The organism is Nocardia higoensis NBRC 100133, assembly GCF_000308595.1.
GTDB lineage: Bacteria > Actinomycetota > Actinomycetes > Mycobacteriales > Mycobacteriaceae > Nocardia > Nocardia higoensis.
The window spans coordinates 64,394-87,898 of the sequence record NZ_BAGA01000183.1 but is presented as its reverse complement, the minus strand read 5'-3'; the positions used below and the strand labels follow the sequence as shown (position 1 = coordinate 87,898).

23 protein-coding genes, 1 tRNA gene and 2 pseudogenes are annotated in these 23,505 nt (G+C 68.1%); 7 read left to right on the top strand and 19 right to left on the bottom strand.

Translation table 11 applies throughout. From position 1 onward, the window contains the following. Positions 1 to 543 precede the first annotated feature (543 nt). Complete coding sequence (locus tag ON26_RS30435) at positions 544 to 1,167, bottom strand: carbonic anhydrase (RefSeq protein WP_040801686.1); 624 nt, start codon at positions 1,165 to 1,167, stop codon at positions 544 to 546. Positions 1,168 to 1,339: 172 nt separating this feature from the next. Further along, a complete protein-coding gene (locus ON26_RS34110) occupies positions 1,340 to 1,546 on the bottom strand; it encodes a hypothetical protein (RefSeq protein ID WP_051027947.1) in 207 nt (68 codons plus the stop codon). Between the two features lie 224 nt (positions 1,547 to 1,770). On the opposite strand from ON26_RS34110, the pseudogene ON26_RS30425 reads away from it, so the two are divergent. The 3 genes and pseudogenes from ON26_RS30425 to ON26_RS30415 all read left to right on the top strand — a co-directional run. Beyond that, positions 1,771 to 2,261, top strand: a pseudogene (locus ON26_RS30425) (SDR family NAD(P)-dependent oxidoreductase); the annotation flags it as partial. Then, positions 2,258 to 3,037: a crotonase/enoyl-CoA hydratase family protein gene (locus tag ON26_RS30420; RefSeq protein WP_040801639.1), complete on the top strand. Its 780-nt coding sequence runs from the start codon at positions 2,258 to 2,260 to the stop codon at positions 3,035 to 3,037. The pseudogene ON26_RS30425 and the gene ON26_RS30420, both read left to right, overlap by 4 nt. A gap of 142 nt (positions 3,038 to 3,179) precedes the next feature. Further along, entirely contained in the window at positions 3,180 to 4,052 is an 873-nt protein-coding gene (locus ON26_RS30415; protein ID WP_040801682.1) for an alpha/beta fold hydrolase, read from the top strand. Between the two features lie 86 nt (positions 4,053 to 4,138). Here the strand turns inward: ON26_RS30415 and ON26_RS30410 are convergent, their stop codons facing one another. The 7 genes from ON26_RS30410 to ON26_RS30380 form a co-directional block, all read right to left on the bottom strand. Further along, positions 4,139 to 5,464, bottom strand: a complete 1,326-nt coding sequence (locus tag ON26_RS30410) for a dihydrolipoamide acetyltransferase family protein (RefSeq protein WP_174375467.1) — start codon at positions 5,462 to 5,464, stop codon at positions 4,139 to 4,141. Between the two features lie 19 nt (positions 5,465 to 5,483). After that, positions 5,484 to 6,467, bottom strand: coding sequence for an alpha-ketoacid dehydrogenase subunit beta (locus ON26_RS30405; protein WP_218000659.1), 984 nt, complete (start codon positions 6,465 to 6,467; stop codon positions 5,484 to 5,486). A gap of 19 nt (positions 6,468 to 6,486) precedes the next feature. Continuing rightward, the gene (gene pdhA, locus ON26_RS30400; protein WP_083884494.1) at positions 6,487 to 7,620 is read right to left on the bottom strand and encodes a pyruvate dehydrogenase (acetyl-transferring) E1 component subunit alpha; all 1,134 of its coding nucleotides are present in this window, start codon (positions 7,618 to 7,620) and stop codon (positions 6,487 to 6,489) included. Between the two features lie 11 nt (positions 7,621 to 7,631). Beyond that, a complete protein-coding gene (gene lpdA / locus ON26_RS30395; RefSeq protein WP_040801635.1) occupies positions 7,632 to 9,089 on the bottom strand; it encodes a dihydrolipoyl dehydrogenase in 1,458 nt (485 codons plus the stop codon). Positions 9,090 to 9,269: 180 nt separating this feature from the next. After that, positions 9,270 to 10,463 carry a PucR family transcriptional regulator gene (locus ON26_RS30390; RefSeq protein ID WP_040801633.1) on the bottom strand — a complete coding sequence of 398 codons (1,194 nt, stop codon included), beginning with the start codon at positions 10,461 to 10,463 and terminating at the stop codon, positions 9,270 to 9,272. A gap of 632 nt (positions 10,464 to 11,095) precedes the next feature. Further along, a complete protein-coding gene (locus tag ON26_RS30385; protein WP_040801630.1) occupies positions 11,096 to 11,629 on the bottom strand; it encodes a gamma carbonic anhydrase family protein in 534 nt (177 codons plus the stop codon). A gap of 845 nt (positions 11,630 to 12,474) precedes the next feature. Beyond that, the gene (locus ON26_RS30380; RefSeq protein ID WP_040801628.1) at positions 12,475 to 13,155 is read right to left on the bottom strand and encodes a TetR/AcrR family transcriptional regulator; all 681 of its coding nucleotides are present in this window, start codon (positions 13,153 to 13,155) and stop codon (positions 12,475 to 12,477) included. Between the two features lie 90 nt (positions 13,156 to 13,245). Between ON26_RS30380 and ON26_RS30375 the strand changes: the two genes are divergently transcribed. After that, complete coding sequence (locus tag ON26_RS30375; protein ID WP_051027953.1) at positions 13,246 to 14,238, top strand: NAD(P)-dependent alcohol dehydrogenase; 993 nt, start codon at positions 13,246 to 13,248, stop codon at positions 14,236 to 14,238. 231 nt (positions 14,239 to 14,469) lie between these two features. On the opposite strand, the gene ON26_RS34820 is transcribed toward ON26_RS30375, so the two are convergent. Together ON26_RS34820 and ON26_RS35165 are read right to left on the bottom strand one after the other, a co-directional pair. Continuing rightward, positions 14,470 to 14,673 (bottom strand): hypothetical protein, encoded by a 204-nt coding sequence (locus ON26_RS34820; RefSeq protein WP_245546127.1) that lies wholly within the window; start codon positions 14,671 to 14,673, stop codon positions 14,470 to 14,472. A 67-nt stretch (positions 14,674 to 14,740) separates the two neighbouring features. Further along, a pseudogene (locus tag ON26_RS35165) lies at positions 14,741 to 15,089 on the bottom strand (Cmx/CmrA family chloramphenicol efflux MFS transporter); the annotation flags it as partial. A 493-nt stretch (positions 15,090 to 15,582) separates the two neighbouring features. Here ON26_RS35165 and ON26_RS30370 point away from each other — a divergent pair. Beyond that, positions 15,583 to 16,254 (top strand): cutinase family protein, encoded by a 672-nt coding sequence (locus ON26_RS30370; RefSeq protein ID WP_157172085.1) that lies wholly within the window; start codon positions 15,583 to 15,585, stop codon positions 16,252 to 16,254. Positions 16,255 to 16,324: 70 nt separating this feature from the next. Here the strand turns inward: ON26_RS30370 and ON26_RS34985 are convergent, their stop codons facing one another. From ON26_RS34985 to ON26_RS33735, 3 genes are all read right to left on the bottom strand, one after another. Then, the gene (locus tag ON26_RS34985; protein WP_281032421.1) at positions 16,325 to 16,450 is read right to left on the bottom strand and encodes a hypothetical protein; all 126 of its coding nucleotides are present in this window, start codon (positions 16,448 to 16,450) and stop codon (positions 16,325 to 16,327) included. Positions 16,451 to 17,364: 914 nt separating this feature from the next. Next, on the bottom strand, positions 17,365 to 17,556 hold the full coding sequence (locus tag ON26_RS30365; protein WP_040801623.1) for a ferredoxin: 192 nt from the start codon (positions 17,554 to 17,556) through the stop codon (positions 17,365 to 17,367). Next, the gene (locus ON26_RS33735; RefSeq protein WP_157172084.1) at positions 17,553 to 17,840 is read right to left on the bottom strand and encodes a cytochrome P450; all 288 of its coding nucleotides are present in this window, start codon (positions 17,838 to 17,840) and stop codon (positions 17,553 to 17,555) included. The genes ON26_RS30365 and ON26_RS33735 overlap by 4 nt, the downstream gene beginning before the upstream one ends. A gap of 24 nt (positions 17,841 to 17,864) precedes the next feature. Here ON26_RS33735 and ON26_RS30355 point away from each other — a divergent pair, with 24 nt between their 5' ends. Then, complete coding sequence (locus ON26_RS30355) at positions 17,865 to 18,269, top strand: thiolase C-terminal domain-containing protein (protein WP_051027942.1); 405 nt, start codon at positions 17,865 to 17,867, stop codon at positions 18,267 to 18,269. 42 nt (positions 18,270 to 18,311) lie between these two features. Here ON26_RS30355 and ON26_RS30350 read toward each other — a convergent pair whose 3' ends face one another. From ON26_RS30350 to ON26_RS30340, 3 genes are all read right to left on the bottom strand, one after another. Next, entirely contained in the window at positions 18,312 to 19,178 is an 867-nt protein-coding gene (locus tag ON26_RS30350) for a proline iminopeptidase-family hydrolase (RefSeq protein WP_040801620.1), read from the bottom strand. Positions 19,179 to 19,688: 510 nt separating this feature from the next. After that, positions 19,689 to 19,773, bottom strand: a tRNA-Leu gene (locus tag ON26_RS30345). A gap of 121 nt (positions 19,774 to 19,894) precedes the next feature. After that, entirely contained in the window at positions 19,895 to 20,470 is a 576-nt protein-coding gene (locus tag ON26_RS30340) for a TetR/AcrR family transcriptional regulator (protein WP_051027940.1), read from the bottom strand. Between the two features lie 87 nt (positions 20,471 to 20,557). Between ON26_RS30340 and ON26_RS30335 the strand changes: the two genes are divergently transcribed. Continuing rightward, positions 20,558 to 21,880 carry an oxygenase MpaB family protein gene (locus ON26_RS30335; protein WP_040801672.1) on the top strand — a complete coding sequence of 441 codons (1,323 nt, stop codon included), beginning with the start codon at positions 20,558 to 20,560 and terminating at the stop codon, positions 21,878 to 21,880. A gap of 58 nt (positions 21,881 to 21,938) precedes the next feature. On the opposite strand, the gene ON26_RS30330 is transcribed toward ON26_RS30335, so the two are convergent. Both ON26_RS30330 and ON26_RS30325 read right to left on the bottom strand, forming a co-directional pair. Continuing rightward, the gene (locus ON26_RS30330; protein WP_040801614.1) at positions 21,939 to 22,736 is read right to left on the bottom strand and encodes an SDR family NAD(P)-dependent oxidoreductase; all 798 of its coding nucleotides are present in this window, start codon (positions 22,734 to 22,736) and stop codon (positions 21,939 to 21,941) included. 86 nt (positions 22,737 to 22,822) lie between these two features. Beyond that, positions 22,823 to 23,434: a class I SAM-dependent methyltransferase gene (locus ON26_RS30325; protein WP_245546126.1), complete on the bottom strand. Its 612-nt coding sequence runs from the start codon at positions 23,432 to 23,434 to the stop codon at positions 22,823 to 22,825. Positions 23,435 to 23,505 lie beyond the last annotated feature (71 nt).

Here is a 23,505-nt window from a genome sequence, read left to right as displayed (position 1 = left end):
TGTCCTGAATGGGTCGCAGGACGGCGGAGCGACCGGACTTCCGCCGTCGACCACTCGAAGCCGATAACTCTGAACGGGTGTGGGTGGTCGGGTCATGCGCGCTCTCCCCAGCAACGGCACCGGGACGGCCGCGCCGGGCCGACGGAACGGCTCGGTGGTCAGGAGGAACTCGATCTCGACATGTTGAAGCCATAGATGAGTGCCCATGATGATCACACGGCACCGGAGGACAGAGCTCATCGCTGTGCCGCACAAGATCCCGCCGAATCTTCGTAGGAGGGGCGGTCGGGACAACCCTCGGCGAGAACGGGCCACATGACGGCGACAACCGTCGCGACCGCTCCGCGATCACCGGCCATTTCGTCGGGCCGGACACCACCGTCACCCGGAACAGCTGAGCCCGCCTCATCGGCCTGCCGGGATCCGGGCTTTTCGCCCGTATCCCGGCAGGCCGCACTCATCCACCCGAATGCGGCGAGCGAAGGCGGGTGGGAAGCGGTAATCGGCTCCGGCGAGGATCGAACGGCGGAGAGGGTAAGTGTGCTATTCGAGTTCGCCGATATTGCCGATGACCCTGTTCAACCGGGCGCGGCCCTCGGACAACTCGTAGGTCACACAGGCGATTGCCAATTGGCCCGACTCGATACGCCGGGCGATGGTGTCGGAGAACTGTGTCAACTGCTCTGCGGTCTCCTCGACGTGCCGGGCCTCCAATTGGTCGACCGAGGTCAGGCCCTCACGACGACCCAGCAGAATCGAGGGAGTTACCCGCTCGACAACACTGCGGATGAACCCACCCGGCACCGCCCCGGTGTCCAGCGCGTCGATCGTCGCGCGGACCGCGCCGCAGCTGTCGTGCCCGAGGACCACGATCAGCGGGATCTCCAGTATCTCGACCCCGTATTCGATCGATCCCAGCACCGAACTCTCGATGACGTGTCCGGCCGTGCGGACGACGAACATATCGCCCAGCCCCTGATCGAAGATGATCTCGGCCGCCACGCGGGAATCACCGCAACCGAACACAATCGCCGTCGGACGCTGACCGGCGGCGAGTTCAGCGCGGAGGCCGACACCCTGATTGGGATGCTGCAGTGCGCCCTCGATGAATCGGTTGTTGCCCTCACGCAGGGCCTTCCAAGCGGAGACAGGATTGGTTCGAGGCATGGACGCCATTCTGCCCAATCCGGGTGAGCGCGCTGACAGGGGCATACTTTCGTGGCCCGATACCCGGCTGCGGCTCGTCGCCCGACGTCGCCTCGGCCGGTGCACGTGCGCTGCCCAAGCGACTGCCCGCACCGAATTTCGGTGCGGGCAGTGCGCAGCGTCGAGGCGGCAATTACGGCGTGGGCTCCACCGGCTCGGGGTCGACCGGATCAACCGGGTCCACGGGATCAACGGGGTCTACGGGATCGATCGGGTCCACCGGGTCGATCGGCGGATCAACCGGCGGGTCGATCGGCGGGTCGATCGGGGGGACGTCACCGTTGCCGCTGAGAGTATCGATCGCCGAGGTGATGATGTCGAGCAGTCCATCGAGAATCACAATTGCTTCCCTTCGTCTGCGACTTGTCTTTTTCTCGCGAGATGCTTCGTTGTGGCAGTGGCGCGTTCCTCGAAGTGGGCCACCGTAACCAGGGTTGACACTTCCGTATGGGGGCAAACATTCTCTCGGCAATTGCCATGATCGCCGGGCTTCGATTCACTCTGCTCGGATGTCGGACCGCCGTGCGCCGCTCGAACGGACGATTCACCGCCTCCGGCGGTCCGGGCTGCCGCACGGCGGTCCGGCTGGTGAACCGCGACGGCACCCCCGGTTCGATGGAGACCTTCGAGCAGGTCGTGCGTGTCAATCTCTTCGGCACCTTCAATGTCTTGCGCCTGACCGCCGCCGAGATGGCGCGCCACGAGCCGGTGGATGCGTGCTGACCGCGTCGGTTGCCGCCTACGAAGGTCAGATCGGTCAGTTGCCTTATGCCTCGGCCAAGTCCGGCATCGTCGGCATGCCCCTGGTCGCCGCGCGGGACCTGGCCTCGAAGCTGATCCGGGTCACCACCATCGCGCCCGGCCTGTTCGACACGCCGATCCTTGCTCGGCTGCCCGAGAACGTCCGCGAATCCCTCGGCGGCTCCGTCCCGCACCCCAGCCGCCTTGGCTACCCCGACGAATACGCGTCACTGGCCGCCCACATCATCGGCAATCCGATGCTCAACGGCGAGACCGTCCGCTTGGACGGCGCGATGCGGATGGCCGCGCGATGACCACCACCGACGCCCCCGAACTGCTGACCGAGACCCGCGGCCGGGTGCTCGTCCTCACCATGAACCGGCCGGCCGCGCGCAACGCCATGAGCGCGCGCCTGGCCCATGACATCGCGCAGGCACTCGAGACTTTCGATCGGACCGACGACCTGAGCGTCGCGGTGTTGACCGGTGCCGGCGGAACCTTCTGCGCCGGAATGGATCTCAAGGGTTTCGCGCGCGGGGAGCGTCCTGTGGTGGAAGGCCGTGGCTTCGCCGGCCTGGTGCAACGCCCACCGCGCAAACCGATCATCGCCGCCGTCGAGGGCTACGCGCTGGCGGGCGGCTTCGAGATCGCACTGGCCTGCGATCTCGTCGTCGTCGCCGCCGACAACGCCACCTTCGGCCTCCCCGAAGTGCGCCGTGGCCTGACCGCCGCGGCGGGCGGACTACTACGGCTGTCCCGTCGCATCCCCTACCACCTGGCCATGGAACTCGTGTTGACCGGCCGCATGTGGTCGGCCGCCGACGCCGCGGCAGTGCACCTGGTGACCGAACTGACCGAACCAGGGCGGGCACTCGCCGCCGCGCTCGAACTCGCCGAGCGGATCGCCGAGAACGCGCCGCTAGCGCTGGCGGCGTCCAAGCAGGTGCTCGTCGAATGCGACGATTGGACGCTCGACAAGATGTTCGCCAGCCAGGAAACCTACGTCGACCCGGTGCGCAGGTCGGCCGACGCACGCGAGGGCGCCGCCGCTTTCCTCGAGAAGCGCGCGCCGCGCTGGACGGGCCGCTGACCGCAGCGGAACGGCGATGCGGTTGGCGACCAGGCCGAGTCGTGCGGCCCCGCTGGCGTTCGGCGTGGTCCACCGGAATGCGACGCCGCTCGATTCTGCCGCGGACCGATGAATCCTCGCCGTGGGCGACGTCGACAGTGACATGGAGAAGACCTGTGTACTGGAAACCGCCGGGGCCGCCATCGCCTACGACGTACGAGGACCACTGCCGACCGCGGACGGGCTCGCGCCGCTGATGATGATCGGCCAGCCCATGGACGCCAGCGGGTTCCGCGCTCTGGCCGCGCAATTCCCCGACCGCACCGTTATCACCTACGATCCACGCGGGCTCGGCCGCAGCACACGTGAGGACGGCCGGACCGACCACACGCCTTCGACGCAGGCCGAGGACGTGCACCGGGTGATCGCGGCGCTCGGTGCGGGTCCTGTCGAGCTGTTCGCGAGCAGCGGTGGCGCGGTCACCGCATTGGCTCTGGTGGCCGCTCACCCCGGTGACGTGGCGACATTGGTGGCACACGAGCCGCCGCTGATCGCGATCCTGCCCGACGCCGCAGCCGCCGAGCGTGCTCGCGCCGAGGTACGCGATGCCTACGAGGCCAAGGGATTCGGCGCGGGCATGGCCGCCTTCATCATGATGACGTCGTGGCAGGGCGAGTTCACCGAGGAGTATTTCGCCCAGCCCGCCGCGGATCCCGCCATGTTCGGGATGCCGACCGAGGACGACGGCTCTCGCGAGGACCCGCTGTTGTCCGACCGGTCCTGGGCGGTGAGCAGCTACCGCCCCGACCTCGCCGCGTTGGCGGCCGCGCCGACCCGCGTGGTGATCGCGGTCGGCGAGGAAACCGGCGACACTATGACCGCGCGCACCGCGCACGCGGCCGCCGCTCTGCTCGGGCAGCGGGCCACCGTGTTCCCCAGCCATCACAGCGGCTTCATGGACGGCGAATTCGGCTACCCCGGACAGCCCGAGGCGTTCGCCCGGACTCTGCGAGAGGTACTGGCCGCGGCGCACTGACCGGGAACGAAAGAGGCCTCGGATCGAGCGGGTAGCTCGGCCGAGGCCTCTTTCTGTCGGGCCGGATCGGCCCGCACGCTGCGGTCCTAGGTGACGATCCGCAGGGGGTTCTCCAGGAGGGTCTTCAGCTCCGCCAGGAACTGCGCCCCGACCGCGCCGTCGATGGCACGGTGGTCGGCGGACAGGGTGACCCGCAGGATCTTGCGCGCGACCACCTCGTCGTCGTCCAGTTTCAGCTCGTCGGTGGCCGCGCCGACGGCGAGGATGGCGGCCTCGGGCGGGTTGATGACGGCGGTGAAGTGCTCGATGCCGAACATGCCCAGGTTGGAGATGGTGAAGGTGCCGCCGCTCATTTCGTCGGCGCGCAGTTTGCGCTCGCGGGCGCGCTCGGCCTTGTCGCGGCTCTCGGCGGCGATCGCGGAGACCGACTTGCGGTCCGCGTCGCGGATCACCGGGACCAGCAGGCCGGCCGGGGTGGCGACCGCGACGCCGAGGTGGACGCCGTGATGCTGCCGCAGCCCGGCTTCGTCGAAGGAGACGTTCACGGCCGGGTTCGCCCGCAGCGCCACCGCCACGGCCTTGACCAGCAGGTCGTTGACGCTGACCTTGCCCGCACCGGTCTCGGTGAGCGTCGCGTTGACCTGGGCGCGGAAGGCGAACAGGGCGGTGACGTCGATGGCCGAGGTCAGGTAGATGTGCGGGGCCTGCTGCTTGCTCTGGGTGAGCCGCTGGGCCGAAACGCGCTGGATCGTGGTGAGCGGGACCACGTCGTAATCGCCGGAAGGCAGGTCGGCCTGCGTCGCGCTCGCGGCGCTCGGAGCGGGCTCGCTCTCGGGGGCGCCGGCGGGGAGATCGGCGGCGGCCGTGGAAACGGCTGTCCGCCCGGCGGATTCGACATCGTGGCGGGTGACGCGGCCGCCGGGGCCGGTGCCGACCACCGTGGCGATATCGATGCCCAGCTCACGGGCGATCTTGCGGGCCAGCGGCGAGGACTTCGTGCGCGCACCCGTCACGGCTGCGGTGCTGTTGCCGGCCGATGCCGCGACGGTCCCGGGCGCGCTCGTCGGCGCCTCGGCGGAGGCCGTCTCCGTGCCGGTGTTCCCCGCCTGAGCAGCGGACCCGGCCGTATCGGAGGCGGTGACCTCGGCGTTGGGGGCAGTGGTCGCAGCGCTTCCGGTCCCGTCGCCGACGAGCGCGATCGTCTCACCGATCGCCACGCGGGTGCCCGCCTCGACGATGATCTGCTCGAGCACGCCGTCGTCGTAGGCTTCGAGCTCCATCAGGGCTTTGTCGGTTTCGATCTCGGCGAGGATCTCGCCGCGGGTGACCTTGTCACCGACCTTCTTCAGCCACAGCGAGACGACGCCGTCCTCCATGGTGTCCGAGAGCCGGGGCATGATGATTTCGGGCATGTGGGTTCTCTTCCGGGTCTCAGCGCCGCTTGTGCACGGCCGCGAGGGTTTCGCGCGCGGCGGTGAGCAGGGATTCGGCGGACGGCAGGGCGAGGCGTTCCAGCGGCTTGGCGTAGGGCAACGGCACCTCGGCCATCGCCACGCGGCGCACCGGGGCGTCGAGGTAGTCGAACGCGCCGTCGGAGATGGACGCCGCGATCTCGGCGCCGATCCCGTAGGTGAGCCAGTCGTCCTCGCCGATGACGGCGCAGCCGGTCCTGCGCACCGAGGCGACCAGGGTGTCGCGGTCCAGCGGACGCAGGCTGCGCAGGTCGATGACCTCGGCGGAGATGCCCTCGGCGGCCAGCATCTCGGCGACCTGGGTGCACACGGTGGCCATCCTGGAGTAGCCGATCAGGGTGATGTCGGCGCCCTCGCGGGTGACCGCGGCCTTGCCGATCTCGACGGGCGGAAGATCCTCGGGCACTTCGCCTTTGGTGTTGTAGAGCGAGAGGTTCTCCAGGAACAGCACCGGGTCGTCGTCCTCGATGGCGGCCTTGAGCAGGGCGCGCGCGTCGGCGGGCGTGCTGGGCGCGACCACCTTCAGGCCGGGCACGAACGCGTAGTAGAGCTCGATGTTCTGCGAGTGGGTCGCGCCGAGCTGCTGGCCGCCGCCGCCCGGGGTGCGGATGACCATGGGCACGTTGGTCTGCCCGCCGAACATGCCGTAGATCTTGGCGGCGTGGTTGACGATCTGGTCGAGCGCCAGCAGCGAGAAGTTGATCGTCATCAGCTCGACCACCGGGCGCAGGCCGAGCATGGCCGCGCCGATCGCGGCGCCGACGAAACCTTCCTCGGCGATCGGGGTGTCGCGCACCCGCTTGGGGCCGAACTCGTCGAGCAGTCCGGCGGTGATCTTGTAGGAGCCGCCGAAGACGCCGATCTCCTCCCCGATCAGGAAGACGTCGTCGTCGCGCCGCATCTCCTCGGCCAGGGTTTCGCGAAGCGCTTCGCGATAGGTCATGACAGCCATGGTGATGTCCTCAGAAGGTGAAGAGCGGGTCGGCGGGCAGGCGGCGGGAGTCGCCCGCGACCGGCGTCGCGTAGTTGTAGTCGAACAGGCTCGACGGATCGGGATGCGGGCTGGCGTCGGCGAATTCGACGGCAGCGGCCACCTCGGCGGCCACCTCACGCTCCATCTCGGCGTGTGAATCCTCGCTCAGCACACCGGCTTCGAGCAGGGCGGCGTGCCAACGTGCGATCGGGTCGTTCTCGCGGGCCGCCTCGACCGCCTCGGCGGTGCGGTATTTCGCCGGGTCCACCACCGAATGGCCCTTGAGCCGGTGGCTGACCGCCTCGAGCAGTGCGGGCTTGCCCTCACGGCGGGCCGTCTCGATCAGTTCACCGGCGACCTCGCGCACGGCCAGCACGTCGGTGCCGTCCACCCGCTCGCCGCGCATCCGATAGGCGGCGGCGCGCTTCCACAGATCCGGTTCGGCCGACGAGTTCTCGACCGTGGTGCCCATGCCGGTCAGGTTGTTGATCACCAGGAACACGATCGGCAGGTTCCACAGCGCGGCGAGGTTCAGCGATTCGTGGAAGGCGCCGATATTCGTGGTGCCCTCCCCCATCTGGCAGACCACCACGTCGTCGTCACCGCGGTAGTCGATCGCCATGGCGGCGCCGACCGCAAGCGGCACCTGGCCGCCGACGATGGCGTAGCCGCCGAGCAGTCGCGTCGCGGTGTCGTACATGTGCATGGAACCGCCCCAGCCCTTGGAGGTGCCGGTGGAGCGGCCGTAGAGCTCGGCCATGACCCGGCCGGGCTCGATGCCCTTGGCCAGCGCGTAGCCGTGCTCGCGGTAGTTGGTGAACAGGTAGTCGGTGGGACGCATGGCCGCGCCCACGCCGACCACGGTCGCCTCCTCGCCCAGGTTGAGGTGGCAGTAGCCGCCGATCTTGGCCTGCTGGTAGCTCTGCGCGGTGCGCTCCTCGAAGCGGCGAACGAACAGCATGTCGCGGTAGAGACCGAGCAGGGTCTCGGGATCCTCGGCGCCGATCCGGCTTTCGGCCGTCGGCGGGGCGGCGGTCGTTTCCTTCGACGGGCGGGCGGTCCGCGTGGCGGCGCGGGAGGGCTTGCGGCCGGTCGTGGGCGCGGCGGCGGTGGTGGTGGTCACGAGGGGTCTCCTCAACGCTTCCGGGAGGGCGCGATGTGTATCGGCAGGCCGAGCCCGGTCAGGGCGGCCTCCATACCGATCTCGCCGAGGGTGGGGTGGGCGTGGATGGTGTCGGCCAATTCGTCCAGGGTGGCTTCCAGCGAGATCGCCAGTGCGCCTTCGGTGATCAGATCGCTGGCCGACGGGCCGATGATGTGGACGCCGAGAACTTCCTTGTGCCGGGCTCCGGCGACGATCTTCAGGAAGCCCTCGGTCTCGCCGAAGGTCTTGGCGCGGCCGAGGGCCGCGAACGGGAACTTGGCGGTGAGCACGTCGTGGCCTGCCGCGCGGGCGGCGTCTTCGCTCAGGCCGACGCTCGCGATCTCCGGGTGGGTGAAGGTCGCGGCGGGGATCACGGTGTAGTCGATGTGGGCGTCGTGACCGGCGATGACATCGGCGGCGGTGATGCCCTGGTGCGAGGCCACATGGGCCAGCAGCGCCTTGCCCGTCACGTCGCCGATGGCGTAGACGTGCGGGACACCGGTGCGCAGCTGTTCGTCGACGGGGATGAAACCGCGTGCGTCGGTAGCGATTCCGGCCTCCGCGAGTCCGAGGTCGGCGGTGTTGGGCCGACGGCCGACACCGACGAGCACCACGTCGGCGTCGATCTCACGCGACTTCGCGCCGCCGACGCTCACCCGCAGCGCGGCCTTCGTCTGCGTGATGGCATTCACCGTCGACTCGGTCAGCACCGTGATGCCGCGCTTGCCCAGCGCCCGGCCCAGTGCCGCGCCGATCTCCTTGTCCTCCAACGGAACCAGGCGATCCTGCATCTCGACGATCGTGACCTCGCTGCCGAAGTCGGCGAACAGGCCCGCCCATTCCGCGCCGACCGCGCTGCCGCCGATGACGACCAGCCGCCGGGGGATCTCGGTCAGCCCGAAGGCGCCGTCGGAGGTGATGACTCCGGGCAGCTCGGCGCCCGGGACGGGCAGCCGCGCGGGCACCGAGCCGGTCGCGACGATCACGTCGGTCGCGGTGATCGTGCGGGAGAGGGGGGCGCCGGGGGCCGCCGCGTAGCGGGGACCACCGGAGAAGATCGGCGACGGTCCCGCCTCGAACACCTCGACGGTGGTCGGGCCGGTGAATCGTGCGTGGCCCTCGATCACGCTCACGCCGTTGGCCTTCAGCAGCCCGGCGACGCCGTCGGTCAGCTCCTTGACGATGCCGTCCTTGCGGCCGCGCACGGCGGCGAAGTCCACCCGCAGGCCCTCGGTGTGGACACCGAAATCGGCGGCCTCCTGGATGGTGCGCACAACGTCGGCCGAACGCAGCATGGCCTTGGTGGGGATGCATCCCCAGTTCAGGCAGACACCGCCGGGGCGCTCCTTCTCCACCAGACCCACGCGCAGGCCGCGCTGGGCCGCGCGGATCGCGGCGACGTAGCCGCCTGGGCCACCGCCGATCACCAGCAGATCGAAATCCGGCACTCGTGGTGCTCCTTGTCTCGACGACATGACCTGACCTCGGTTCGGTTCAGGTCTTCGCGGACAAGTCTGGCCACGGCGGTGGGGGCGGACAATCACCGCGAAGCCCAGAGATCGCCGGGCAGAACTGGGCGCTGCGCCCAATCCGTCACGTGGCGGGAGGGGCCGCCTGTCGCGCTTTTCTCACCTCGCGCGCAGCCGGAGCGCGGCCAGCGCCAGAGACAGTTCGAGCAGGCAACGCTGCGTCTCGAGCGGGCGGTCGAGCAGTGACGAGATCCGATTCAAGCGATTGATCACGGTGTTGCGATGACAGTTCAGCCGCGGCGCGGCATTGGCCGCCGAACAGCCGTGGGCGAGCCAGGCGTCGAGCGTTTCCAGCAGCGTGTCGCGCTCTCGGCTCGGCAGTTCCAGGACCGGACCGAGGATGCTGTCCACCAAGGCCTCGGTGACATCGGGAGCGCGCACCAGTAGGGCTTCCGGATAGCGCTCGTCCAGCGACACCAGTCGCTGCTCGGCGGCGGGCAACGTTTCCAGCGCGACCAGCGCCTGGGCGTGCCCGATGCTCACACCGGCCAATCCGGACACGGGCAGGGAAGCGCCGGCGCGGCCGGACAACTGCCCGCGGATGTGGTCCAGTGTCGCGGGCACGCCCAGCCCGCCGACCGCGATCAGCCCGACGGTGAACTGGTCGCGTTCATGCCAGACGCAGCGGACTCCCGAGGCCGTCAACGCGGTTTCGGCGCCCACACGCAGCACCGGATTCGCCCCTCGCGCCGCCGCCACCACGAGATAGGGCCCGTCGATCGGGAGGTTCAACGTCCGCGCGGCACGGGTGACAAAGGCCGGATCGTGGGCTCGCCCGGCGAGCAGATCCTCGACCATGACATGTCTGCGGCGCTCGTCGAAGCGCACCCGCTCGTGCTCGGCGTGCCGGTAGGCGGTGACCAGGGACGAGGACAGGCTGTCGATCACCGCCCAGGTCGCGGTGCCGATCTCCCTGAACTCCCCGGAGTCGATGTCCTCGGCGTGGGTCGCCAACGCCTCCCACACGATCCGCCCGCCGAGTCGGAAGGTCCGCAGCATCACCTCGAGCGGCACCCCCTGCTGTGCGCGCTCCCTGCCGATGGATTCGGCCACGTCATCGCCCGCGGCCGTGGGGCCGCCGCGTTCCAGCAGATCCAGGATCCTGCTCAGATAGCGACGGCAGCCGTCCTGCAGATCGGCACGTGTGACCGGCGAGTAGTCCGTCCATTCCGGGTTGTCGGTGAAGATCGCGACCAGCAGCCGCCGGGTGAGCGCCGGTATCTCCGCGCGACATGCCACCAGCGGTCCCGCGACCGCCGACGGTGTCTCCTCGGCCCGGTCCGGCGGTGTCATCGGACTACCTCGCTCTCTGTCCTGTCACCGGGTGCGATGCGGCCGTGCTCGGCCGTCGATGCTGTCGCGGGGCCCCGGGACATGCGACCGTACTCGCCCTGGTGGGCCGCCCGTCCGCTCGGGCACAGCCGGGCGCGAGCGAGCGTCCCGCGGCGGATCAGGCCACGATGGCCGTGCTCACCGGCACGCGCTGAGCGCGTGTGCAACTCTCGGGTTCCGGTGTGTCCTTCGTTCCTCTGACGAATGCAGTGAACCGTGACTTTTCGTGTTGTCAGGCAATGCCTGTCCCCCGAGGTCGCGCAGCTGTGCCTGGACACCGCGGGCGCGCCCCTGGCGCCGCCACGGGTGCTCGACCACCGACTGAACCCCACCGCCGAACAATGCAGGATGCCGAGCGCTTACACCGCGCATACCCAGGCCTACCCGTTCCACCGCGCGCGCCTGCGCCAAATCCTGCTGTCCACCCTGAGCACGCCTCCAACTCGTCGAGCACCGTTTCCAGCGCTTCGGTGAAGACATCGTCGACGGTGTTGGAGAAATGTCGCCGGTCGTCCATGACGACGACAGCCGCGCCGTCGTCGTCATGATGCCAGCTGAGAACCGGCCGAACCGCCATTGCCGAACATCCCCTGCTAGAACTCGTCCACCGGTTCCACTCCGGCGGCATGCCTGCGTGCCAGCTCCTGATACGCGTTCGGGTTCACATCGATCCAGAACTGCGCGGCTGTACCGGCGATCGGCGACTTGACCTTGGCCGGGCTGCCCGTGGCGATCACTTCGTCGGGCAGTTCCGTGCCGCCGACCACCAGCGCACCGGAGGCGACCATCGTCCGCCTGCCCACCTTCGCGCCGTCCAGGACGATCGCGCCGTTGGCGATCATCGCCTCCGCGCCCACAGTCGCCCCGTGCACGCAGCACAGGTGCGCGACAGTCGCGCCCGGACCGATCTCGCAGACGAGGCCGGGCGGCGCATGGAGCACGGCGCCGTCCTGGATATTGGCCCCCTCACGAACGATCACCTGCGAGAAGTCGGCCCGCAGCACCGCGTTGTACCAGACCGATGCGCCGGCTTCGACGATGACATCGCCGATGAGCGTCGCCGTCGGCGCGATGAACGCGTCCGGATGTACCTGGGGGGACTTGCCTTCGAATGAGAAGAGCGGCACGTGTGGGACTCCTGTCCTGGATCGGAAATGGTGGATATTTCGCTATGCCGACCACGCCGTGGCCGACAAGTCGTTCCGTGCCGGGTCGCGGCGCAGCAACTGCCGCAGTCCGTCCGGACCGGTGCAGCGCGACCATCAGATGGCGATGCAGGACTTCCGAAGCCGGGGTGGGGCCAGCATCCTGCGCAGCTTCGATACGTACACCTGAATCGTCGTCGCCGCCGTGCGCGGTGGCGACGCCCCCCAGCGGCCGTGGACCAGTTGCTCGGTGGGCACGAGGCGATCGGCCTCTGACCACGAGGATCGCGAGCAGCATGCGGAGTTTCGGCGCGGTCGGCGCCAACTGCTCACCTGTTTCGGTTTCGACTGCGAGCGGACCGAGCACCGAGAATTTCAACACCACACGACTCCATGGACTCGATTCGATTCGGCCGGAGGGTTGTCCCCTCCGTTCGAAATCCCAACGGAGCACTTCCGGTTCACCCTCGATCACACTGATGCTGTCATCGAACCGAACGTGACGTCAACGACAGTGCCGCTACCCGACCGGGCGGTCAGGGTTCACCCGCTGCGACCCGAACTCCCGCGGAGTGGCCCGGTCGGCCGATACCGACGGCAACGGCTGCTATGTCACGCTCATCTACACGGCCACCGCGATTGTGAAGGCGAATTACGTTGCGGCCGTCGTGATTCACGGGATCTCCAAGGACCGCGGGTACGTACTCCCAGGCCTATATGGCGTGTGTGAACACCAGAACCATCGTCACCATCGACACCGACCTCACCGGGACCGAACTCGGTGTTCGGGGCATCGCGTTGCGTGCCGGCCAGGGAATCGCGTTGCACTAGCGACGAGATCCGCGGGTGCGAGGCGAACCAATGCTCGCGAGCCGCCGCTCCAGTTCGTCCAAGATGATGTCCAACCCTTCACCGAACTGGTCGGAGAAGGAGTACGTCCCCGCCCCGGTGAGATGCTGCACGAACTCGGCCAGGTGCGGGTACTCGGTCAACGCCGGCATCATGTCGGCGGCGAGGTCGAGGGCCTGACCGCCGCTACCCGGGTCGAACGGGAGATTGCGCTCGGTCAGCGCGAAACCGTACACATAGGCGTCGATCACGGAGAACGCCTGCGCTGCGAGATCGATCGAGAACCCGCCGCGGCGCATGCATCCGATGACCGCATCATGGTGCCTGAGCAGCGCGGGGCCGGGATTCGTCCGTGAATCGATGAGAGTCAGCGCCCACGGATGCGCTACCAGCACTTCCCGAGCCGATGCCGACCGCAACCGCAGGCCCTCGCGCCATCCCATCTCGGGCTCGGGCAGCTCGATCCGCGCGAACACCCAGTCCGCCAGTGCGTCGAGCAGCGCGTCCTTGTTCGCGACGTGGTGGTAGAGCGACATCGCCTCGACCCCGAGCTCCTTGCCGACATTGCGCATGCTGATCGCCGCATACCCGCCCGCGTCTGCGACACGGACCGCGGCTTCGACGATGCGCTGCTTGCTGAGCGGTCGCCGAGCAACCATCCTGCCTCGCCTCCTTGCCGCCTTACGCATGTAAGGGTACCTTACCGGCTACCTGGACTTACATGCGTAAGGGAAACAATGGATACACAGATGCGTGCGGCGACCGTCGAGCGATATGGGCCGCCGGACACGATCAGGATCACCACGAGGCCGATTCCGGCGCCCGGTCGAGGCGAAGTGCTCGTCGGAGTCGAAGCGGCGTCGGTGAACTCGGGCGACGCACGGATCCGGGCGGGCCGCTTCCCGCGCGGATTCGGCCTTCTCGCCAGGCTCGGAATCGGCCTGCGCGGGCCTCGTCGCAGCGTTCTCGGTGTGGTGTTCTCGGGCACGGTCGAGCGCCTGGGCGAGGGGGTCGCCGGATTCTCGGTGGGCGCGGCGGTCGCGGGAATGACCGGCGCCCGGTTCGGCGCGCACGCCGAGTATGTGACGGTGCCCGTCACCGCGCTCACCCCACTGCCCGCGGGCGTGACCCATCCGGATGCGGCGGGCGCGCTCTTCGGCGGCAGCACCGCCCTGCATTTTCTTCGCGACCGCGCGAAGCTGCGGGCCGGGCAGACCGTGCTCGTGAACGGAGCATCGGGGTCGGTCGGGTCGGCGGCGGTTCAGCTGGCGGTGCACTTCGGAGCGATTGTCACCGCGGTGAGCAGCAGCCCCAACCACGATCTGCTGCGCCGTCTCGGCGCGGCACGGGTGATCGACTACAGGGAAACGCCTGTAGCCGAACTCGGCGACCGCTTCGATGTCGTCTTCGACGCGGTCGGAAACCTCAGCCGCCGCGACGGACTACGGCTCGCCGACCCTCACGGTGCAGTAGTGCTCGCGGTCGCGGGCCTCGCGGACACGGTGACCGCTCGCGGTCGCGTGATCGCGGGACCTGCGCCCGAGCGATCTGAAGACTTCGCACTGCTTCTGGATCTTGTGGCGGGTAAGGAGTTCGATCCGCTGGTCGAGGTCGTCGGCGGCATCGAGGCGCTGCCCGAAGCGCATCGACGGATCGACAGCGGCCGGAAAGTCGGCAATCTCGTGATCGTGCCCCGCGGCGCGCAGGAAGAATCCGTCACCACCGCCGGGGAAGCGACCTGACCTCGCCGCGTTGCCCCCGCTGCCGGTGAGCGCTGCGACCGGAACGTCCGGGCTGTCGTCCAACTCGTCCATGGCATCCGCCGGCCCCCGGGCCACCGGCAGATCGATGGCATCCCGACAATCGGAGCGGTTGGTGGTGATCAGCAGGACCCGCTCCCGCTCAGCCGGTGAATGATTCGGGCCCGAAACGTCCCCAGGCCACGAAGGCGGCGAGGGCCAGGTAGACGAAGTTCAGTGCCACATATTTGTATTGGCCGTAGCGAGCAGCTTTTCCTTGGGCATGAACGTCTTGGTAGCCCCACCGAACAGGGCGAGTACGGCGAGCACTCCGGCTACGATCCAGAGGGCGAGATCCATGAGCTTCTCCTGACATGTCCGCGATTCGGCCTGGTCCGAACCGGTCGAGCCGTTGGCCGCCGCACCGCGCGACGGCATCGGCCACGGCCCGCCCGAAAATGTGATCGCGCATCAGACACCCGTCGCCCTCGCCGTGTGACATCGCCGCGAGGACGAGCCGCGGTGAGCCCAGCCGCGCGAGTTCGGTTCGAAGCCTCGGCGAACCGGTGCCGGCATCGGCTTTGTCCGGCGTACCCGTGACCCCGCGGAGGATTCCGATGGCCGAGGGAACGCACAGCAGTGCGATCGCCCAGAAGGTCGCCCGCCATCCCGCCGCGGCGCCGAGCAGCGCCCCGGCGGGAACACCTGCGACCGTGGCGATCGTCGTGCCTGACAGCAGGCGCGCCGACCACCATGCCGACGGCGAAAGCGGAGGTCAGCAGCCCCGCGAGCATGAATTCCGAGGTGCCCATGACGAAGACCGCCAGGGCAAGCAGGTACAGGGTGGAAGGCATCGAGTACTCCGAGGTGAGAGATCGGGAAATCGTTCTTCTCGTCACCACGGCCAGCGGCCCGGACATGTCGGACAGTCACCTGCGGACAGCGGGCGGATCGCTCAGTAGTTCAGGGGGCTGGCGGCGGGACCGACAACCCCTGACCTGTCCGACTCGGGACTCGACATGGCGTAGAAACTACCCGGGCCGACATCCCGGCGACCAGTTCTGCCGCCCGCAGCGGCGAATGAGCCAGGGCAGCGACGAAATCCGCCCGTTCCGCGGCAGGCTTGCGCCCGCACGTCGCTTGAAACACGAATACGGCAGGCCGTGGCGAACGCCCAGCCGCGTCCGCGGTTCTCCAACCTCTGCGTCGAACGGGAGGGTCGGCATGCGACCATGTCGTCGTGCGGGCGTGGCCCGGACCAAGACAAGCGCCGGGTACGGCCGGGCGATGGACAACTCGCGGCCCGCGATTCCGGATCGATGACACCTCGGAGGAGCCATGACCTCGATGACGACCAGCGCCGCCGCCGTCCTGGCGACCGTGCTGACCAGCGTCGGGATCGTGCTCACCACCCCGACGGCGGCGGCCGCGCCCGGCTGCGGCGACGCGGAGCTGATCATGGCGCGCGGCACCGACATCTCCCAGCCGGTCGCGACCCGATGGGAGTCGGTCGACGACCCGACCGTCGGGAAACCACTGGACGCCGCCGTGCGCGCCGCACGCCCGGATTTGAGCTGGACTCTGTACAACGTGTCCTACCCCGCTGACGGCACGGGCCCCCGTTCACGCGCGATCGGCGCCGTCGACCTCGTCGCCCACCTGGTCGTGCGGGCTCTCGAATGCCCTGCGCTGAAATTCGTGCTCGCGGGGTACTCGCAAGGCGGCGAGGTGGTCTCCAACACTCTCGGAATGGCGAGTGACGATGCCGCGCCCGCCGTGGTGATCCCAGCCGTGCTCGCTCCGCGAATCGCCGCGGTCCTGCTCTTCGCCAGCCCGATCCACGCATACAACGATGTGGTGCCGGAGCCTTACACCGGGCGGACCGCGCAATACTGCGTGCCGAAGGATCCGGTCTGCAACCCGAAGGCCGCGCTGCCGCCCGACGCCAACTACGGGGCCCACACGCGCTACGGCGAATCTATCTCGGCCGCAGCGTATTTCGTCGCAGAGCGGCTCTGAGCGGTGGGTCATGTCCCTGGTCGGTGCGCATCGGAAGTCGAACGGCTGCCAGTGGTGACGCAGGTCCAGCTCACCGAGGGGCTCTCCCGGGACGCATCAGCTCGGCGATGACATCGTCGTCGCGGTCCAGAAGCTGGCGTTTATCAGCGAGGAAGCCGGTGAAATACTCCAACAGCTTCGCCCCCGCAATCGCCATGTCGGCGTCGATCTCCCCAGATTGTCTCCCGCCTTCGGACGGATTTGAACTCCAGGAAGAAGTCGAGGTCGGCGAGCGGAGCACCGACAAGGCCGAGGAAGGTTTGACAGGGCAGCGGCGTACAGAAATCGCCGTACCACCGACATGGATTCACCGAAGCTCGACTCCCGATCCGCTCTCTATCGTCGGTGGACCACCACAGGCCTGCAAGCCGAGGAGAACGTTTCCGTTACCAGGGCCATCCCGCGGGTAGCGGGGCCTATCGGTATGTGACCCTCGCGTTGTCTGCCGCCCGCCGCACCGGCTTGTGTTGCGCGCGCGGACAACCCCGCAGTGACTGACATCGGAAAGCCCCTCCTGGTCGACATACTGAATCGTCGGCGCCCCTTCCCAATCCACGGGAAGGTTGTTCGGCACCGGCAGATCCGCCATACGGTCCTGCCTGCCATCGGCTCGCCGACCGCCGTTGCCGCCACTCTGGCGGTGACCGCGATGATCACCACCGACCCACACGAACACCGCTGCAACAGCCCATGGCCCGAACCCGTCGCCCCGGACCGGGCGTTGTTCCGGCCCTTGGGCAAAGCGGGTCACCGCGCGAGGGGCGCTTGTCGGATCGCCAGATCGCGCGCATCATCCAATCCCGCGGCGCCGCCGCCGGATACCCCGGCGGGCTGACATTCTGGTCGAGGTTCTCGACGAGGTCATCGCGGCTACCGGCCGCAAACCGGCCTACATCCGCATGGAAGACGGCACCGAGATGACCGCGCACGCCACGCGCGACTGATCCGCGACGAAATTCCTCACCTGCGAAACCTTCACCTGCCTGACCGAAGCCCCGAGTCCTTGCCGACGATGAGCACCGTCACCAGCGGTCCTACCTGCCTGACGACACCGATCCCGGTCGATGAGCGTTATTCGTCGAGCACAAGGGCCCGCTCCGGGCAGGCACTCACCCCTGCGCGTGCGCGCTCCACATCGCTGGGGTCCAGATCGATGGACTCGATGGCGCAATAGCCGTCGTCGTCGATCGGGAACAGGTCGGGGTCGGTCGCGTGGCACATCGCGTGTCCTACGCACTGCCCCTTCTCCAGTCGGAGCCTCATCGCAGGATCACCGGGAGGCTCGTCGCGGCCCGCACTGCCACATTGTTGTAGACCAGTGCGTCGACATCGATCTCGTACGACGGCGTTCGGCTCAGGATCTCCTCGAGCGCGACCCGCAGTTCCAGCCTGGCCAGGTGCGAGCCCAGGCAACGGTGCACCCCGCCGGCGAAGGTCATGTGCGTCTTGCGGCCACGATGGAAGTCGACGACCAGCGGATCCTCGTGGTAGGTCGGGTCGACGTTGGCCGCGGCCCAGAACGCGTTGATCTGTTCCCCGGGTCCCATCCCGAAGAACACCTCACCGTCGGGATGGACCACACGGGACAGACCGTGTCCTCGCGCGCACTGCTGGCCCGCAGCGAACTCGCGATCGGCGACTTCGACGTGCTGTTCCCCTACGACGGATTCTCCATCATCACCCTGCACTGCCTCGAGTCCTACGGGTTCTGCAAGCCCGGAGAGGCAGGCGACTTCCTGCGCGAGCACTGGGACGACGACCGACAGCGCGTCATGATCGACGGCCGCGTCCCGATCAACCCGCACGGCGGCAGCCTGTCCGAAGGCGGGTCCCAGGGCGCAGGCCACCTCAGGGAAGCAGTGCGGCAATTGCGCGGCGATGCCGGTGACCGCCAGGTCGCCGACGCCCGCTCCGCGCTGCTGACACCCGGCGGCCTGTTCTTCAACGCCCAAGGCATCGCGCTGCGCGCGGATTGACCGGCGATCAGCAACCAGCATCAGGTCCTCGGATAGACCGGATTACCTCTCCACGTCGGCGAGGAACCGGGTCAGCTCGGCTTGGAAGGCGTCCCACTGCTCGGCGAAGCACAGATGCGACGCGTCCTCGATGGTCACCACTCGCGAGTCGGGGATGCGGCGCCGCATGTCCTCGAGGTGCGCCGGACGGCATTCATCGTATCGACCGCCGATCAACAGGGTCGGCACACCGATCTCACCCAGCCGGTCCGAGACGTCCCATTCCTTCAACGAGCCGGTCACGGTGAACTCGCTGGGGCCGATCATGGTGTGGTAGACATCGTAGCCAGCCGCCGCATACGCACGCTCGAGTCCCTGCGGCCACGGCCGCATCCGGCACACGTGCTTGCGATAAAAGCCCAGCGTCGCGGCCTGATACTCGGGGCATCCGGTGAACCCGCTCGCCTCGTGCTGCCGAATTGTCTGCCGCACCTCGGCGGGCTCGTCCTCCAGTAGTTCGGCACAGTCCTTCGACCATCGAGGCATGCTTGCCGGGGTACCGATCAGCACCAGGCTCTGCAGCGCCGGGCGCTGATCGAGCGTGTACTGCAGCGCCAGCATCCCGCCCCACGAATTACCGAGCAGGTGGATGCGCTCCAGGCCCAGCGCCTCGCGCACGACCGCCAATTCCGCCACGAACCGGTCCACCGTCCATAGCGAGATATCGCTCGGCCGGTCGGAGTTGCCACAGCCGAGCTGATCGTAAAAAATCACCCTACGCTCGGCGGCCAGCTGCGCCAGTGCCTCCAGATAGTCGTGCGGGAACCCGGGTCCACCGTGCAGGCACAGCAGCGGCGTTCCATCCTCGCCCAGCGACCGGTACCAGACGCGCCCACCGGGAACCTCGATACGGCCTTCTGTCGAACGCATGTTTACTCCACTCTCACCGGGTCGGCAACGACACATCCGGGATAACCATTCCGAGAATGACTAGCAGCGGATTCGTCATGTATTTCCACGGCGATCCGGCCCCTGCCCTTCGGTCCGCTCTTACGAGAGTCGAGGGCTTGGTTGGGTGTCGAGCCACAGCGTCTCGTACTCGAATGGGCCGCGATCGGCGCGGTTGCCGACCTGCTGGGTGTTGGCACCGCCGAAACGCTGCGCAAATGGGTCCGTCAGGACCCAGGTCGACGCTGGTGTTCGTCCGGGGTAGACCGGTAGGAGTCCGCGGAGCTGAAGCGGTTGCGGCGGGAGAACGCGGAGCTGAAGCGTGCCGATGCGAATACCTCGGCAATGAGTGACGCCTGAGAGAAAGAGATGGTGTCTTCAGTCACAAGTTTCACCTTCAGGGTGAAACCACAGGTCGCGACGACCGGGGAAAAGAACAGTCCCAGGACAGCGCCCGGACACTGGATTCGGTGCAGTTCTGCGCAGTTCTTGTGTCCGGAGGGGGACTTGAACCCCCACGCCCTAATACGGGCACTAGCACCTCAAGCTAGCGCGTCTGCCATTCCGCCACCCGGACCGGTGATGCTCAGCAAGGGTATCGGATGCGGCGGCGGGGACCAAATCGCACCCCGGAGAACCGCTCGCCGACGCCATTTGCGCAGGTCGGGTGCACCATTGCCGCGAGCGGATCGCTCCCGCTACCGAATCCTCTCGAGCAGTTCCGAGTCGAGTCGGCGAACGAGGGCGCGCAGGCGTTCGTGGGTGGCCGACTCGGGTTCGCTCAGGCGTAATTGCAGTAGTTCGCGCCCGGACGCGTGCATGACCCGTGCGGTGTAATCGGGGTCTTCCAGGTCGGGATTGATTCGAAGCAGTTGCTGGACGAAGAACTCCCGGACCGCAGCCTCCGAGCGGGCGAGGCGTTCGTACAGTTCGGGTGGCGCACCCTGCGGTGGGAACAGGAACAGCCGCCAGGTCTCGGGGTGGGCGTCGACGGAATGCAGCAGGCTGTCGAACGCGCGCCGGACCGGGTTGTCGTCGCTGTTGCCGGTGTCCTGGGTCACCGCTTCGGCGAATTGGGCGGCGGCTCGAGCGGCTTCGCGGTCGATCAGCGCGACGAACAGGCCTGCCAGGTCGCCGAATTGCTGGTAGATGATCGAGCGGTCGACGCCGGCCGAGTCCGCGATCCGGTTCACCGTGGCCGCGTGGAAACCCTCGGCGCTGATGATGGCGTGGGCGACATCGAGGAGTTGTTCTCGCCTGGCCTCGCCGGTCATCCGTCGTCGACGCTGCGAGTTCATGCTTGACATATTAACTCACACTCCGTGAGTATCAACTCATACCATGTGAGTAATGGAGGCGTGATGACGACGTACTACCCCGAACTGGCGCGGCGCGTGCGCAGTCAGCGCGAGCTGCAACCCGATCTCTACGGCGATCTGGACTTCGACCGGCAGCCATACCGCCTCGCCACCCAACCGGACGTCCCCTCGGCACTGCCGGGCCGCCCCGCCAAACGGGAGCGGTACCTTGCCGACGATCGCGTGGTCGAATTGATCTCGACCGCGACGATGCTCGGCGACACCGTCGCCGACCCGTACGCCGCGCTCACCGCGACACACAGCGTGACCAGCCTGATCGATATGCTCCGCAGAGCTTGCCGGGAGGGCCTCGAAGCCGTTCCCGACGCTCCGCCGGAGCTGGTGTCGTTCATCTCCGCCATGGAAGCCACCCCCGACTGGCTCGACCCGGAACTGGTCCGTCGCGGCGCGAAGGAAGCGCGCATCCCGGCCGCGCTCCTGACCCCCTTCGTCACCCGCGGCGCGTTCATCGCGACCTTCACCAACACCTATGCCGCACTGCCGATGGCCCTGACCGGTGCACTGTCGGGACGGCGCGCGGCCCGCCGCGTCAACGAGACCTCCAGCTTCTTCACGGTGACGACACTGCCCGGAGCGCTGGACCGCCACGGGCCCGGGTTCGAGGCGGCGGCCATGGTGCGGCTGATGCACTCGATGGTCCGCTACAACGCCCTCAAACGTTCCGACCGATGGGATACCGGCGTCTTCGGAATGCCGGTGCCGCAGGTGGATCAAATGCCGGCCGGAATGATCGATCTCTACATCACCGCCATGCGCGTGCGCCGACAAGGCCGCACCGAATTCGACGACCGCGAACGAGCCGTGGTGGAGTTCAGCCGCTACCGCAACTTCCTGCTCGGCCTGCCCGAAGAACTGCTGCCGACCACCCCTGAGGCGATCATCCACGTCTTCCACGCCCGCGCGGCCATGCTGCGCCACGATTTCGACGATGCCACCTGTGGGGAACTGATCCGCTCGACCATGGCGGCCTATCTCCGCCCCGGCGAGTCCCGGTTCGATCGCATCGCCGAAGCAGTCGAAAGAAGTTACAGCAAGGCGAGCTTCATCCTGGCCTTCTGCAACGGTGACCACCGGATCGCACGCGCCAAAGGGGTGGATATCGGACCGGCCGACCTCGCGCGAATCGCCGTAACGGCCCCCTTCATCCTCGGCCGGCTTCTCGCCGTCCAGTGCGCCGACCGGATCCCGCTGCTGGAGCCCTACCTGGACCGCTATCTCATCGGCCTCGTCGAACGTCGGCTGGCCACCTACGGGAAGCCCGAATACGTCAGCGACGCAAGGACATACACCCCCGTCGCGGGCTGACCGATCATCGGGGTGGCGCGCCGACGGGGCAACTCTGCCCGGTTGCGCACGTCGTCGGTCAGTAATACACCGGTCCCGGCACCCCGCCACCCGCCGCGATCGCGTCACCGGTGATGGCGACGCTGCGCGGGGAGGCCAGGAAAGTGACCACATCGGCGACTTCGCGGGCATCGATCACCCGGCGCACCGAATTTCCGGCCAGCTCGGCCTCCAGTTCGGCCACCGACACGCCCGTCTCCGCGGCCCGGGCGGCGAGCCGGTCGACCAGACGTTCGGTGCGGGTGCGCCCGGGATGCACCACGGTCACATTGACACCGTGCGGACCGAGTTCGTCGGCCAGGTTCTTGGTCAGCGCCGCCACGCTCACGTTGCGCACCGTCTGCGCGATCGAATTGGCCTGCCGCGCACCGAGACCGCTGATATTGATGATCCGGCCCCACCCCTGGGCCACCAGGTGTGGGGCGACCGCGCGGGCGGTGCGCAGGTAGCCGAGCACCTTGATCTCCACCTCCCGGCGGACCAGGTCGTCGGAGGTGGCCGCGAGATCGGCGGGTGCGCCTGCACTCCACGGGGTGGCGGCCGAGTTCACCAGGATGTCGACCCCGCCGAGTTCGGCGAGTGTGCGTTCCACCAAGGCCCGCACCTGGTCGTCGTCACCGGTATCGGTGGGCACCGCGATCACCCGGTTCCCGGTCTCCGCGGCCACCGTCCGCGCGGCGGCCTCGAGCGGCTCGGCCGAACGCGCGGCGATCACCACTTCGACGCCCTCGGCCGACAGCCCGCGCGCCACAGCCAGTCCGATACCTTTGCTGCCACCGGTGACGATGGCCCGTTTACCCTTCAGGTGCAGATCCACTCGGTACACGCTAGCCAATGGCCGCAGCCCATTCGCCGGTCCGGCTCGAGGTGAGCCGAACGTGCTCCAGGGCAGCGCAGCTCCGGTCAGCTATTGCCTTTGGTGGCCTCACCCATGATCAACGGACGAACGATCGGCGGCATTGCCCGCCATGCCGATTCCTGGACGCCGTCGAGTTCCAGTCCGGACGTTCGGATCAGCTCGAGGGTGGCACGGTTGCAGTGGCAGCCCTCCGCGAACACGCGCCACGGCTCGGCGAGGCGATCCTGCCAATGGGCGAGTCGGGGCGAATGGGAACGAACGTGCTCGAGGAAGAGCAGGCGGCCGTCGGGGCGAAGTACGCGCTCGATTTCCCGCAACACCGGATCAGGGTCCTCGACGGTGCACAACACCAGTGTCGAGACGACCGTATCCACGGTTCCGTCGTCGAACGGCAGCCGTTCCGCCGGTGCGTCGAGCACACGCGCCGGACGTCGATTGCGACGCAGCCGCCGCGCCAGCCGCACACGCATCGCCGGTTCGGGTTCGGTCAGGATCAGTTCGTCGAGGCCGTCGGGGAAGTACCGCAGGTTCAGGCCGGTGCCGCTGCCGAGTTCGACCGTGCGTCCTCTGGCGCGACCGAGCAGATCCTGTCTGCGAGCGCCCATCCCCGCCTTCTCCCCCAGCCACAGCAGAGGGTCGTACAGCGCCGCGAACACCCGGGCCCACCGGCTCGAGCCATTCACCGTTTCCGCAGGTACGGCGCCACTGCTCACTCACATGACGGTAC